Below are 14,328 nucleotides of genomic sequence, written 5' to 3' on the forward strand. Positions count from 1 at the left end.
ATTACGGGAATAGCTATCCAGATGGGCGGCCATCTGACTCAAGCAGGAGCTCTGAAGAACGGATGCCTGCAAAAGCTGATTTAGAAAACATAAAAAAACAATAATCGGCATGCTGCAAATGCCGGCCGGAGATTCAACATGCACAAGAAAAAGAACTACCGCTGGACAATCCTGACGATGCTGGTCATCGCCATGATCATCAACTACGTGGACCGTGCTGCCCTGTCCATCGCCATGCCCTTCATTACCCAGGAATACCACCTCACGCCTTCTGAAAAGGGCATGATCTTCAGCAGCTTCTTCATAGGCTATGCGCTGTTCTGCTTCGTCGGCGGTTATCTGGCCGACCGATACGGTCCAAAACGCGTACTCACCTACGCCATGAGCGGCTGGTCGATCCTCTGCGGTTTGACCGCACTGGCCTTCAACTTCTGGTCGCTGCTGATCGTTCGCGCGCTGTTCGGTGTGGGTGAAGGCCCGGTATCCACCACTGCCAACAAAACCGTGAACAATTGGTTCCCGATCAAGGAACGGGCGCGCGCCATCGGTATCAACCAGGCAGGCGGCCCTCTGGGCGGCGCACTGGCTGGACCGATAGTCGGCTTCCTCGCTCTTTGGCTGGGCTGGCGCGTGGCCTTTATCGTGATGGCCGTGATGGGCTTGATCTGGGCTGTCTGCTGGTTCCGTATGGCGACCTCAACGCCCCAGGAGCACCCGAAAGTCAGCGCCGAAGAAATCGCCCTAATCAATGCCGAACGCGATGTCCCGGTCATGACCGCCGCAGAAGCGCCACGTACGCCGGTGCTTGAGATCATTTTGCAGCGCTCGGTACTGGTCACCGGCGTGTCGCTGTTTTGCTACAACTACATCCTGTACTTCTTCATGACCTGGTTCCCCAGCTACCTGATCGACGCCAAAGGCATCGATCTGAAATCCATGAGCATCGTCACATCGCTGCCCTGGCTGGTGGGGACCGTGGGCTTCCTGTGTGGTGGCGTGCTGATCGACTACATCTACAAGCGCACCGGCAAACAGCTGTTCTCGCGCAAAGTCGTACTGGTGACCTGCCTGCTGGTAGCAGCGTGCTGCATCGCATTGACCGGTCAGGTCGAGGACGTGACACAAAGCGTGGTGGTCATGACGGTTGCCATCGGTTTCCTGATGCTGACGGCTCCCGCCTATTGGTCGCTGATTCAGGACGCCGTACCGGGTCATCAAGTCGGTACCGCCGGCGGCTTCATGCATGGCCTGGCCAACTTGTCGGGGATCGTCGCGCCAACCGCCACCGGGATCATCATCCAGACTTCCGGTACCTACGCCAGCGGCTTCGCCTTGGCCGGTGGCCTGGGCATTCTTGGAGCGCTGATTGTGGCGATCTTCGTCGGCCAACCGAAGTCCCTGACCCCGTCCCTCTCGCCGGCCTGAACCTTCGCTAGAGCAATGCGCAAACACATTTGAGGAGTGACACATGCAAACCATCCTGATTACCGGTGCCGCAGGTATCGTCGGCAAGGCGCTGCGCCCCTTGTTGCGTGAGCACTACGCCCTGCGCCTGTTCGATCGCCTGCCGATCACCGACCTGGTGGAAAACGAAAGTGCCTTTTGTGGTGACCTGACCCGCACCGCAGACATTCTCGAAGCGGTCGAGGGTGTCGACGGCGTCCTGCACCTGGCTTGCGCTCACGGCATCGACATCCATTTCGAGAGCACCCTCAACAGCAACTACAACGCGACCCTGCAATTGCTCGAGGCCGCGCAAAAGTCCGGCGTAAAGCGGTTTATCTTCGCCAGCAGTCATCACGTGCTGGGGCAATACCGCACTGATGCTGCCGAGTCGTTCGACGATTTGTCCGCAGCTCCGGACAGCTACTACGCGCTGAGCAAAGTGTTTGGCGAGGGGGCCTGCGCCACTTATGCCCAGCGTTACGACATGGCGATCTGCGCGATACGCATCGGGAATGCCGATCCGCTGGTCAGTGATGCTCGCCGGTTGCGTCTCTGGGTCAGTGCCCGCGACCTGGCGCAGTTGGTGTGTATCGGCATGGAGCACCAGCAGATTCGCTATGAAGTGATTTACGGCGTCTCCGAAAGCCCACGGCCATTTTTCAAAAACACTCGAGCCAGGGAACTGGGCTACCGCCCCCTGGACAATGCCAGGGACTTCATCGCCCCCGACTACCTCGACTACGACGCCATGTGCGCACAAAGCTCCGGCCGTGACTTTCTCGGTGGCGCCTATGCAGTCAGCCCACTGGCCAGCTGCCTGGAGTCCGCATGATTATTCGCAAGGTCGAGACCTTCATTGTCGAAATTCCTTTTCACGACGGCGGCAAAGGTCAAGGCATCACGCCAACCGCCTGGCGCACGCTGGAAAACGTACTGGTGCGCATCGAGGATGATCAGGGGCATGTGGGCTGGGGTGAAGCCTTCGGTTACTTCACCGCCGATGCGACCAAGGCCACCATCGACCGCCTGATTGCGCCGGTGCTGGTCGGCAGCAGCGTCGAGGACATTGGCGCCTGGAACCTCAAGACCCAACGTCAGTTGCATCTGTTCGGCCGCTACGGAGTGACCATGTTCGCCATTTCAGGGGTGGACATTGCCTTGTGGGATCTGGCCGCCCAGCGTCGTGGCGTACCGCTGCACCGACTCTTTACCGACAGGCTGCGCAACCATGTGCCGGCCTACGCGAGCCTGGTGCGCTACGCCGACGGCGACGTCGCACCCGCCATCTGCAACCAGGCACTGGACATGGGCTTCAAGGACATCAAGCTGCATGAAGTGACCCTTGCCGAAATCGCTCAGTGTCGGCAGGCCATTGGCTACGACGTGCCGCTGTCCACCGATGTGAACTGCGGCTGGTCTATCGACGACACCCGTGCCTGGCTACCGAAACTTGCAGAACTGCAACTGGCCTGGCTGGAAGAACCGATCTTCCCGCCGGAGGATTTCGCGACCTTGAACAGCCTGCGCGGCCAGGGTGTTTCGCTGTCTGCCGGTGAGAACTGGTGCAGCGCCTTCCAGTTCGAACAGGCACTCAAAGCCGGGGCGGTCGACTCGGTGCAGCCGAGCGTGACCAAAGTCGGCGGCATCAGTGAATGCTTGCGTATTGCCGAACTCGCACGTCAGTACAACACCCCGGTCTTGCCACACTGCCCTTACTTTGGCCCCGGTTTCCTCGCCACCTTGCACTTGGCTGTCGCTCAAGAACAGGTTGCACAGATCGAGTACCTGTTCGTCGAGCCGCAAGCCTGGCTATATGACATCCAGGGCATGCGCCAGGGCCATTTGTTCGAGATTCCGCAAGGCGTTGGCCTGGGCCAGCAGATGGATCAAAGCGTCTTCGATCGCTTCCGTCGCGCTTGAATCAGGAGCAGACAATGTCGACCCTTTTTCAGCAACTGACCCTGCAAACCGCCGAACTGAGCCTGCAATTGCTCCCCGAGCACGGCGGTCGAATCGGCCGCCTGCAAGTGCGCAAACACGCTCTGGAGATTTTGCAGCCGATCGATGCCTCGCAGTCTCTGGACCCACTGAACTGGCCCAAGGGCGGCGCCTATCCGCTGATCCCGTACTCCAATCGAATTGCTAACGCACAGTTGCGCTTCGAGGGTCGGGATTATGCGCTGCCCGCCCATCCACACGCATTGCCACACACACTGCATGGCGTCAGCCATACCCTGGCATGGCAGGTGGACAGACAGTCGACGACCCAGGCCAGCCTGAGCCTGGACTACAGCGGCCCACACTGGCCATGGCCGATTCGGGCCGAGCAGCATTTCGAGCTGAGCGGCGGTAGTTTGCGGATTCGGCTTGCACTGTTTAATAAGGGGGAAACGCCGATGCCGGCCGGTTTAGGTCTGCACCCGTATTTCCTCGCTCACCCGCAATTGCAAACCAGTTTGAGTTGCACCCGCCAATGGCAGATCACCGCGGATTACTTGAGCACCGGACAGCACCGGACAGGTGACGTGGCGATGCAATTCGACAGTCAGTCCTGGCAAACCGAGACCTGTGCCCATTACCTGTCGCAATGGGCCGGCAAGGTCGATCTCGACTATCCGCAGGGCCGCTTGCGCCTGACAGCCAGCCCTGAACTGGAGCATCTGGTGGTGTTCGCGCCAGCCGGTTCGCCTTATCTGTGCATCGAGCCGGTTTCACACCTGGCGGATGGTTTCAACCTGCAACCGCTGCTAGGAGAACTGAGCGGCACCCAAGTCGTGGCGCCAGGAGAACGCTTCTCGGCCGACCTGTGTTTCGAATGGATCGAGCCCTTACAACGGCCCGGATAACCTTCCAGCCTGACCTTCAACAATGAACTGATGCATCCCTGCCCGCCCGAGAATCTCGGGTGGTGAGCTCACTCATTTCTAAAAAGAACAAAAAAATGAAAATCAAACCCTCATCGCCTCACTCCATGACCCTCTGCATGACGCTCTGCGCCATGCCCTTGGCGGCCCACGCCGATTTCGTCAGCGACAGTAAAGCCACAGTGCTGATGCGCAATTTTTACTACAACCATGACCTTCGGGATTCAAAAGCTCCGGCGCAATCGAAAATCGAGGAGTGGGCGCAAGGCTTCATTCTCAAGGCCGAATCGGGTTACACCGAAGGCACGGTCGGTTTTGGTCTGGACATGTATGCCGGTCTCGGGATCAAGCTCGACTCCTCGCCCGACCGCAGCGGCTCAGCCCTGCTCCCCGGCGCTTACAATCGCGCAGGCGGCCCACGCAACGCCGACCCAAGCTCTGTTGATGAGTATTCCGAGGCGACCGGTGCGCTAAAAATGAAAGTATCGAAAAGCGAACTGAAGGTCGGTGGCCTGTTCCCGAAAATCCCGCTGGTCTCTGCCGGTGACTCGCGCCTGCTGCCACAGTTTTTCGAAGGCGCCATGCTCAGCGTTCGTGAGTTCAACAATGTCGATATCGATCTCGGCCAGATGCGCGCGGTCAACTATCGAGAGTTCAGCGGTAGCCGAAAGATGCAGACTGGTAATTACCTGTCGGTAGAAAGCGACCGCTTCAACTACCTTGGCGGGACCTGGCGGATTGCCCCGAATGCCTCGGTTGGCGTGTGGGAAGGCGAACTGAAAGACGTTTATCGTCAGACGCTCTACACCACCACCCTCAACCAACCGGTAGGCGCCTGGAAGTTCGGCGCCGTGGTGAACTACCTCACCTCCAGCGAAGCCGGCGAAGAGCTCGCAGGCAAGCTCGACAGTCGCATGGCGTCGACCCTGCTTTCTGCCAATCTGGGCCCACAAACATTCCGCTTAGGTTTGCAGTACAACGCGGGCGATAGCGCCTTGCCATTTCTTCACGACACCGACCTCCCCGGCGTGGCCAACGCAGTCCAGGTGCTACGTTTCGATCGCGCGCAAGAGCGCTCATGGCAAGCACGTTACGACTTCGACTTCGCCGGTATTGGATTACCAGGCCTGGTGGCAATGGCACGTTATGTTCATGGCGATAACTTCAAAGTTGTCGGACAAGACGGCCAAGAGTGGGAACGCAACATCGACGTGTCCTACACCATCCAGAGCGGCACTTTTAAAGACCTGTCGTTCAGATTGCGTAACGTCGAACTGGTCGGCGATGCGACGGGACGGCGCGATGAGAATCGCTTTATCGTTTCGTATCCATTATCACTGCTCTGATCTTGGATGCCCCCCTAAGCCCATCAAGAAGCCAAATCATGGAAGATGAATCTAACTCTCTCCTGAAAAGCGATTACCCATGACTCGGTTCTATCTCTGAATCTCTCCTTCTCCTACTCCTTCTCATGTCAGGTTCAGCACTGAATCTGACATGAAGTTTTTTCCATGGAGCGTTGAGGATTACACCCAAAGCCAGTGGTTTTGTGGGGGTAAAAACGACCAAAAATAAAAAGGGGTCGCGAGATAAAATCTCGCAACCCCTTGAATTATATGGTCGGGACGGAGTGATTCGAACACTCGACCCCTAGCACCCCATTCAGTTAAGCACTAGACATCCCTAGTTCGCACAACACCTCTATAGAATCCTAAGCCTCAGTAAAATAAGACCTTTCAGCGATTAACTCTTCCAACAACCGCTATCCTGACCTACCCTTAGCTGACGGATCCGTGGGAGTAAATGTGGGAGTAAATTTCTCAGGAGGTTGATTATGGCCAAGCTCACCGCCAAAGAACTAGAAGCACTCACTGAGCAAGATGTCGGCAGCGTTATACGCGACGAAGGCAGCCTCTCAGGCAGGGTCTCACTCCGCAAAAAAGGTGTCGCCATCCCCTTTTACTTCCAATTTCGTTGGGAAGGTATTTACACCCGCTTTTCCTGCGGTACCTGGCCAAACAAGTCGTTGACCGAAATCCGCAAGGAGCGCAACGAAGCGCGAGACCTCGTAGCCAAAGAGATCAATCCTAATGAAAACAAGCGCGCCGGGAAGGTCAGACAAAAAGCGGAACTGGCTGCTCAACTCGCGGAGGCCGATCGGCAAAAGTCTAAGGAGCTAACGCTGCTGGACCTGGCGGAAGAATGGCTTCGCGATGGTGTGGCACGCAAGGATGGTAATGCCGAGCTACGGAGAAAGTTCGCGAAAGATCTTTACCCCGCCCTTGGCTCAAAAGTCATCAGTTCAATCAGTGAGCATGACCTGCGGAACCTGGTGCGGTCCGTAATGGCTCGCGGCGCTACTCGTCAAGCCATCAGTCTTTTTTCGGATATCGTTCAGATGTTTGGATGGGCCCAAAAACGCCAGCCATGGCGAACGCTGCTGATTGACGGAAACCCAGCAGACTTGGTCGAAATCAACAAACTGGTACCCAGTGACTACCAGGAGGAGCGAACTCGGATCCTCTCCTCTAGCGAACTTCAAGAACTACACCACCGCTTTGAAAAAATGACTGCGGACTACGCAGCACTACCTGCCGGCGAAAAGTACGATGGGATTCGCCCACTCAAACCAGAGTCCCAACTTGCGCTTTGGATCTGTTTGGGAACGCTATGCCGGATCGGTGAACTGCTTCAAACCGAATGGAAAAACGTAGACCTGGAAAATGGCGTCTGGTTTATTCCCGTGGCAAACGTCAAAGGCAGCCGTGGAAAGAAGCAGGACCACCACGTGTTCCTATCTGCGTTTGTGACTCACTATTTCAGCAAGCTTCGGTTGCTTACGGGACACTCTCAATGGTGCTTCCCCGCAAAGCATCATGATGGTCATGTCGATCTCAAGGTCGTCAGCAAACAGGTGGGAGACCGCCAATCACGCTTCAAAAAACGCAAACCGCTTTCCCGTCGCCGACATGATGACACCCTGGTGCTGTCCGGTGGTGCGAATGGGGAATGGACACCCCATGACTTGAGACGAACAGGAGCAACCATGATGCAAGCCTGGGGCATAAGCCTTGACGTGATAGATCGGTGCCAGAACCATGTGCTTGCAGGTTCTCGGGTCCGCCGGCACTACTTACATCATGATTATGCCGAAGAGAAAAAAGCAGCCTGGAGCCTGCTGAGCGAGAAGCTCACTGAGATCATGATTGACCAGGATGGTTTGTAGGGACTTGAGACACAATAGAAGGTCATCGCCTCCGCCATCTTTATACGACGAAGCCCTGACTATTCAGGGCCTTGTCGTTTCTGGCTTTTGGAAAAACCTACCACACTTCAGCTCATATCCTGGATGGAGTATTGCTTTTCGACCAGCGACTAGTTTATCGAATGGTCTCTTGTCCCTGTACTTCTGAAGCAGCGACTAAGGGGCAACTGCTGAAAGAAGCGCCCAAACAAAGATAATAATTTTAATCTTCCCCCCAGCGAAGCCCAACAAACTACGTACAAACGAAAACGCCGCTCAGAGGCAAAGAACCCATTGCTTGAGACAACACAAGTCCAGCGAGGCGCCGGGGATGTATTAGTAATGATTTTCAATTGGGGTCTAACCGCCACGAGCGTTCGTCGTTGTAGCTTGGGCGGCCAACCATTCTGACCGGATTATCCGCCAGATGTATTCCCCACTCGCAGCGAGCAACTTCAATAACACACTGAAACAACGCGAGTACACGCGTCACCACGAGCAAGAGGTTCAGCGAACCCTCTTGCTCGACTTTGGGTGGAACGGGCAGATCTGCTGGATGATGAGTTTTTCGGCATTGAAGGACCAACGTTGAGCCCGCGGGCAAACTGGATTGGTTCTTGGCGCTTTCACCAGCAGGCAGGGTGACTTTGCTGAAGATGGAGCAGGCTGACGGAAAGGATGCGCTGTCGCGCGCTTAACAGCGCGTGTGGATCGCATACGGCACGGCGGCTCTGGCGTAGCAGTTCCTTAACGCCAAGAATCGCGCCACTGCAGACGATAAGCGTGTCGTCTTTCGATGCCAGCTGGAGAAGCTCGAAGGCGCACTGGAACAGTGGCCCTACTTCTTCGAATCGGTGTTCAGCCTGGTCAACGCGGTGTCCGCGCCTCTATGCCGGTATTTTGACCCCATCAACCCGGCAGTGACGCAGCTGATTTTTCATGGTCTGCCACGCATGTCGCGATGGCGTGAGGCGTTGGCATCACGAGAAAGCTTCGCCGCTACGGTGGGCCAGGATTACCCAGCCAGCTTCAAGCAACATTTGGCCGAGCGCCAAGCGATCTTGGCGGATTGACGCGCCCCAAGGCTGCCTTCGCTCTCACAATGTCTCGACCCGGCGGCGCTCCGAAGAGACGTTTGTATTCACGGCTGAACTGCGAGGCGCTTTCATAGCCGACCGCAAATCCCGCTTCGGCCGCGCCAGATTGGTTTGCGATCATGCGACGGCGGGCCTCGTGAAGCCGAATATACTTCTGATACTGAAGCGGACTCACGGCCGCGACGGCTTTAAAGCGGCTGTAAAAAACGGATACGCTCATGCCCGCGAGCGCAGCAACCGCCTTGAAATCGAGGCGCTCGGTGTAGTGGTCACGGATCCATGCCATGGCTTGTCGGATGTGCGACAGGCGCGAATCGGATCCGGCAATCTGACGGAGCAGGCCGCCATGCGGTCCCATCAGCAGCCGAAACATGAGCTCATGCTCCAAGGACTGAGCCATCACCGGAATCTCGGCGGGGCAATCGAGCAACTCCAATAGCCTTCGCCAGGCCCCCAGAAGCGACGCGCTTGCCGTGCTGACGCCGTAGCCTGATTCAACTGGCAACTCTGGTATTGCGGCCATTTCGTGTATGAGGTTCGACAGCAGGACCGGGTCCAGAAACAAACCGACTGCGAGAAACGGTCGCGCCTCTGACGCCTCACAAATCTGGCCCAACGCTGCAATCTCAGCCGCGACTATCATGCTTTGACCAGGGCCATACTCAAACATCTGGTCGCCGATAAACATGCGCTGAGTTCCCTGGATTACCAGGGACACCGCAGGATCATAGATCAGCGGGTCGATCTCGGTCGTACGGTCGAGCGAGTAGGCGAACAGCCTTGGCAGTTGAAGACTGTTGCGCCCGGCGTGCCGCAACGCCATCTCGCGGATTTCGTCGAGTTCGCTCATCGAGGCATCCAGTATTGATTGCCAAATACTATCAAGCTTTCCGGAAAATCAGGCAAGTTTGGCGGCAGATCAGACATTGTAGCGATACATCTCAACGCTTAGTTTATGGCATAGACCACTGAGGCCTATCACATCTTCTAAGAGGAATTGCCATGCCCACGCCAACTGAGACTGTCTCGGCTTTTTGCGCAACGTTTTTCGAAGACGGTGGAAGGCCAGCCGTACGTCGCTGGTTTACACCCAACACGCGCTGGGTCAACGAAGGCGTTTCAGTCACAAATGGCGCCGAAGAGGCCATTGCCATGATCGACGAACTGGAAACGTCGATGGGCATCTCCACGGTCCATATCGACATGCTCGCGATTGCCGCCAACGGATCTCGCGTTCTAACCGAAAGGCTCGACCGGTTCGAGCGTGCCGACGGCAGTGAAATCGGACGCGTGATGATCATGGGCATCTTCGAGCTCGAAGGCGACAAGATTGTCGAGTGGAGGGACTATTTCGACGTTAATGCCCTTCAGAAATTCACCGTCGGCTGAGACGTCGGCTCCGAAATGTGCGTTGGACGCGGAGATAACTGTCCCTGCACTCAGCACAACGCACACACTTTAAACTCTGACGAGGCGTTAGTCCGACCAGCGGAGATGGGGCATCTTCCGAAACTGCCGCCCCCCCCACCACGCTTACTCACTCAGATGACGTCAAAACTTCTGTATTGAGACTTGGAGGCTGTTCAGATGAAGCATGCCCTCATAACCCTGACCCTTGTTGTATTTACCATGGTTGCTTGGGCTGAACCGTCCGAAGCATCTGTCAAGACAGAGGACGGTAGAATGCCAACGCCAATCGAAGTCGTCACCGCTTTCTCTGCTGCTTTCCCAGAGGATGATGGCAAGGTCGCCATTCGGCGATATTTCACGCCCAAGACAGTTTGGGTCAATGAAGGTGTTTCGAGCACCACAGGAATAGAAGAAGCGATCACGTTTCTAGAGCGCCCCAACAGATCTCCGAGCATCGCGGCCGTCCATTTTGACATGCTTGCTATCGCCGCGGACGGGAATCGCGTGCTGACCGAGCGACTGGATCGGTTCGTACGCTCTGATGGCAGCGAGATCGCCGCCTTCAAGGTGATGGGCATATTCGAGGTGGAGGGCGATCGCATCGTGGCCTGGCGTGACTACTTCGATGTCAACGCCGGCAAGAAAATATCTGACGACAAACGCTAGGCTCAGGACCCATTGATCAGAGCCAGAAGAAGATGACAGCTGCTGCGATGCATATGGCGAAGCAGCAGATGTAGGCGCAGCTGTTGTAACAAGTAGGCTCACTTCTTCGGGTTTCCCGAGAAGGTAAAAAGTCGGACGCCCGTGCTTATTTGCTGACTATCCGCGATTCGTATGACCAGTTGACGAAAAACTTCGACGACTTGATCAACCAGTCCAATCAGGGAGCGGAGCTCGCCGGCCAGCGGTCCGCCGAGGCGTATAGCAGTGCCACCAACGGCATCAATGCAGCCATCGCACTTGTTGCGATTGGCACCCTGTTTTGCCTTCTTACTCACCCGCAGTATCACTGTCCCGATCTTCGAGGCGGTAAAACTCGCCGAAACCATTGCCGAGGGTGATCTGACACAACCAATCAATCCTCAGGGAGATGACGAAGCAAGCCGTCTGCTCAAAGCCTTGGCTGTCATGCAGCAAAGCCTGCTAATGACGCTGAAGCAGATCACAGGTTCATCCAATCAACTGGCCTCTTCTGCGGAGGAATTGAATGCCATCACTGCTGAAGGTGACCGCGATATCCAGCAGCAGCACAGCGAAATCGAGCAGGCCGCCACCGCCGTCACCGAAATGACTGCAGCGATTGAAGAAATCGCGAAAAATGCCGCGTCGAACTCGGAACTTTCACAGGCCTCACGAGCCATTGCTCTGAACGGTCAAGCACGCATGATTGAAACCGTAGACGCCATACAGACCTTAACCAGTGATGTAATAACGAGTTCGCAACACATCGGAGCCTTGGCCAATCAAACCCAAAGTATCGGCAAAGTGCTCGATGTGATCCGGGCGATCGCTGAACAGATCAATTTGCTCGCCCTTAACGCGGCCATAGAGGCTGCGCGGGCAGGAGAGGCTGGAAGAGGCTTTGCGGTTGTCGCGGATGAAGTCAGTGCGCTGGCTCACCGCACGGCTCAATCCACCAGGGAGATCGAACACATGATCGACAGTGTTCAAGCCGGCACGGTGCTTGCGGTCGCCACGATGCAGAAGAGCGATGCGATGACGCAAAGAACGCTAGCCCTGGCTGACGCGGCAAACCAAGCACTGGCTGAAATCGTTGCTGCAAACGACGATATCAACGGACGTAACCTCGTCATAACAAGTGCGACTGAACAGCAAGCCCACGTGGCTCGTTCTGTAGACAGATACCTGCTTAACATTCGCGAGCTTTCAATCCAATCATCCGAAGGTGCGCAACAAACAACCGCCTCTTCCCTAGCGCTGGCACATCTAGCGGTTGAATTGAGTGCTGTTGTTAAACACTTCAAGGTTTGAGACTTCGGTACCTGAAAAACATCGCCTTTGCGTTCACGCACCGACTCGCATGCGGAATGCACTCGGACAATTTTAGGATCGTTCAGCCGCGGTGGTAGCGCTGCGGTACGAAGGGGGTCTTAGCTACAATCATGGGCACTTTCTGTCCACGCACGATAGCAAACACCTCGGAACCCAAAGGGCTGAGAGGCGCACTCACGTAGCCCATTGCAAGTGGAGCACCCAGGGTAGCGCCGAATCCACCACTAGTGACCATACCGATCACTGCACCATCGCCGTCAACAATATCGGCACCTTCGCGTACGAGCGTGTTGTCCGCAGGCAATAGTCCGACACGCTTACTGGCAACCCCCGCATGTTGTTCGGATAGAATCAAATCGTCTGCTGGGAATCCACCCGCCCGATCACCGTCCGCTCGACGAACTTTGGATATAGTCCACCACAGATTCGCCTCGATAGGTGTAGTGAGCTGGTCGATGTCGCGACCATACCGGCAAAGGCCGGCTTCCAGGCGCAGAGATTCGCGAGCGCCGAGACCAATTGGTTGAACTTCCGGTTGGGCCAATAAGGCTCGCGCCAGAGTTTCGGCGTGCGCGGCAGGTACAGAGATCTCATAGCCGTCTTCACCGGTGTAACCGGAGCGGCTGATATGGCAAGCGACTCCCAATAGATCCAAAGTCGTGAACTGCATGAAAGCCATGCCGGCTACGTCGGGTGCGAGGCGTGCCAACACCGAGACCGCTTGGGGACCCTGGAGTGCCAACAGGGCACGGGACTCGAACAACGGTTCGATTTCGCAATACTTGCCTATATAACGCTGCAGATGCGCCAAGTCTTGCTCTTTGCAGGCAGCATTCACCACCAGGAACAGTTTGTCAGCAGCCGGGCGAGCAACCATCAAATCGTCGAGAATGCCGCCTTCAATGTCAGTAAAGAGAGCATAGCGTTGTATACCGATTGGTAGATCTATGATGTCCACGGGCACGAGGCTTTCCAGGGCGGAGGCGGCTTGCTCACCGCGCAGGATAATCTGCCCCATGTGGGAGACGTCGAACAGACCAACCTGTTCGCGAGTATGGAGGTGCTCTTTCAGCACGCCGAGGGGATAGTGTTCCGGCATGTCGTAGCCGGCAACGGGCATCATGCTGGCGCCGAGCTCGAGGTGCAGGGCGTGCAATGGTGTTTTGGCAAGTTTTTCAGTAGTCATGCAATTCATTCTTTAAAAGCTGCATCGTGATGCACCAGTGTTGGTTGGAATGTGCATGAGCCACACACTGCATGGGGATTAGCATTCAATGATGTTCATGGCGATACCGCCGCCAGCGTTTTCTGAATCTTGCACTTCATGTCGGCCACGGTCCGGCGCATGGTGCGGATTGCTTTTCGAGCGAGATGTGGGGATATCAGGACCTGATCAGCAGGATCCAGCGCTCGCAAACTCAAACCTTGAATTGGTTAACTGCCCGGCGCAAGGCGCCAGCAGCAGCGTTGAGATCGCTTGAGACCTCGGCCACACGCGTGCCGGCAGCGCAACTCTCCTCACCCAAACGCGCCACCGCCTCGACTCTGCGTGAGATGTCTCGGGCTACTCGATCCTGCTCCGCAAGCAAGTCAGAGATATCGGTCACCACTTTTGACACCTGGGCAGCGCTGCCAAGGATTTCACCCATGCTCCCGGCAGCCATTTCGGACAGCGCGCGGCTGCCTTGGGTGCGCTCAACGACGTTGTCCATGTCAACCACTGCGTGTCGTGCCGAAGCCTGCATCGCGCCAACCATCTCGTTGATCTCCTGTGCAGAGTTGCGAGTGCGCTCAGCGAGCTTACGCACCTCATCTGCTACCACTGAAAATCCGCGGCCCTGCTCGCCTGCACGCGCGGCTTCAATTGCCGCATTAAGTGCGAGCAAGTTGGTTTGGTCCGCCACTTCCTTGATCACCAGCACAATACTCGAGATGCGATCCGACTCCGTACCAAGAGCACCAATGGTGCTGCCCACTTCGCTAACCTGCTGAGCGACCTGTTCGATTTCATTTGCAGTTCTGTCGATAGTGACCGCCCCTTTACCCGCTGCTGTGGCGGCGTCATGTGCGCGGGCCTGCGCATCACGGGTACTCGAGGAGATATGACCGATGGCAGCACTCACTTGCTCAATAGCTGCTGCCATGACTGAGGCAGCCTCATTCTGAGCCCCGGCGCTAATCGCAACCTGCTGCGCGACAGCGGAAGCTTGGGCGGCGGCCATGTCAATCTTATCTGCCCCCCCCATGACTT

General features: G+C 56.4%; 13 protein-coding genes. 10 read left to right on the forward strand and 3 right to left on the reverse strand.

Annotated elements, in window-relative coordinates; all coding sequences use genetic code 11:
* Nucleotides 1-138: 138 nt before the first annotated feature.
* From ACN1C3_RS16165 to ACN1C3_RS16195, 7 genes are all read left to right on the forward strand, one after another.
* Nucleotides 139-1,425: an MFS transporter gene (locus ACN1C3_RS16165; protein ID WP_419116777.1), complete on the forward strand. Its 1,287-nt coding sequence runs from the start codon at nt 139-141 to the stop codon at nt 1,423-1,425.
* A gap of 43 nt (nt 1,426-1,468) precedes the next feature.
* Nucleotides 1,469-2,278 (forward strand): NAD-dependent epimerase/dehydratase family protein, encoded by an 810-nt coding sequence (locus ACN1C3_RS16170; protein ID WP_419116778.1) that lies wholly within the window; start codon nt 1,469-1,471, stop codon nt 2,276-2,278.
* Nucleotides 2,275-3,366, forward strand: a complete 1,092-nt coding sequence (locus tag ACN1C3_RS16175; RefSeq protein ID WP_419116779.1) for a mandelate racemase/muconate lactonizing enzyme family protein — start codon at nt 2,275-2,277, stop codon at nt 3,364-3,366. The genes ACN1C3_RS16170 and ACN1C3_RS16175 overlap by 4 nt, the downstream gene beginning before the upstream one ends.
* Before the next feature lie 14 nt (nt 3,367-3,380).
* Nucleotides 3,381-4,292 (forward strand): aldose 1-epimerase, encoded by a 912-nt coding sequence (locus tag ACN1C3_RS16180; RefSeq protein ID WP_419116780.1) that lies wholly within the window; start codon nt 3,381-3,383, stop codon nt 4,290-4,292.
* A 95-nt stretch (nt 4,293-4,387) separates the two neighbouring features.
* On the forward strand, nt 4,388-5,656 hold the full coding sequence (locus tag ACN1C3_RS16185) for an OprD family porin (protein ID WP_419116781.1): 1,269 nt from the start codon (nt 4,388-4,390) through the stop codon (nt 5,654-5,656).
* A 488-nt stretch (nt 5,657-6,144) separates the two neighbouring features.
* Nucleotides 6,145-7,536 carry a tyrosine-type recombinase/integrase gene (locus ACN1C3_RS16190; RefSeq protein WP_419116782.1) on the forward strand — a complete coding sequence of 464 codons (1,392 nt, stop codon included), beginning with the start codon at nt 6,145-6,147 and terminating at the stop codon, nt 7,534-7,536.
* Nucleotides 7,537-8,357: 821 nt separating this feature from the next.
* The gene (locus ACN1C3_RS16195; protein WP_419116955.1) at nt 8,358-8,627 is read left to right on the forward strand and encodes a glutathione S-transferase C-terminal domain-containing protein; all 270 of its coding nucleotides are present in this window, start codon (nt 8,358-8,360) and stop codon (nt 8,625-8,627) included.
* Here ACN1C3_RS16195 and ACN1C3_RS16200 read toward each other — a convergent pair.
* A complete protein-coding gene (locus ACN1C3_RS16200) occupies nt 8,584-9,501 on the reverse strand; it encodes an AraC family transcriptional regulator (RefSeq protein WP_419116783.1) in 918 nt (305 codons plus the stop codon). The genes ACN1C3_RS16195 and ACN1C3_RS16200 overlap by 44 nt on opposite strands.
* Before the next feature lie 152 nt (nt 9,502-9,653).
* Here ACN1C3_RS16200 and ACN1C3_RS16205 point away from each other — a divergent pair, with 152 nt between their 5' ends.
* The 3 genes from ACN1C3_RS16205 (at nt 9,654) to ACN1C3_RS16215 (ending at nt 12,056) form a co-directional block, all read left to right on the forward strand.
* A complete protein-coding gene (locus ACN1C3_RS16205) occupies nt 9,654-10,040 on the forward strand; it encodes a limonene-1,2-epoxide hydrolase (RefSeq protein ID WP_419116784.1) in 387 nt (128 codons plus the stop codon).
* Between the two features lie 198 nt (nt 10,041-10,238).
* Nucleotides 10,239-10,727 carry a limonene-1,2-epoxide hydrolase gene (locus tag ACN1C3_RS16210; protein WP_419116785.1) on the forward strand — a complete coding sequence of 163 codons (489 nt, stop codon included), beginning with the start codon at nt 10,239-10,241 and terminating at the stop codon, nt 10,725-10,727.
* Between the two features lie 297 nt (nt 10,728-11,024).
* Complete coding sequence (locus tag ACN1C3_RS16215; RefSeq protein WP_419116786.1) at nt 11,025-12,056, forward strand: methyl-accepting chemotaxis protein; 1,032 nt, start codon at nt 11,025-11,027, stop codon at nt 12,054-12,056.
* 82 nt (nt 12,057-12,138) lie between these two features.
* On the opposite strand, the gene gcvT is transcribed toward ACN1C3_RS16215, so the two are convergent.
* Nucleotides 12,139-13,263: a glycine cleavage system aminomethyltransferase GcvT gene (gene gcvT / locus ACN1C3_RS16220; RefSeq protein ID WP_419116787.1), complete on the reverse strand. Its 1,125-nt coding sequence runs from the start codon at nt 13,261-13,263 to the stop codon at nt 12,139-12,141.
* Between the two features lie 232 nt (nt 13,264-13,495).
* Nucleotides 13,496-14,323 carry a methyl-accepting chemotaxis protein gene (locus tag ACN1C3_RS16225; RefSeq protein ID WP_419116956.1) on the reverse strand — a complete coding sequence of 276 codons (828 nt, stop codon included), beginning with the start codon at nt 14,321-14,323 and terminating at the stop codon, nt 13,496-13,498.
* Between the last annotated feature and the right edge of the window lie 5 nt (nt 14,324-14,328).

The organism is Pseudomonas sp. H11T01 (assembly GCF_048515765.1).
Classification (GTDB): domain Bacteria; phylum Pseudomonadota; class Gammaproteobacteria; order Pseudomonadales; family Pseudomonadaceae; genus Aquipseudomonas.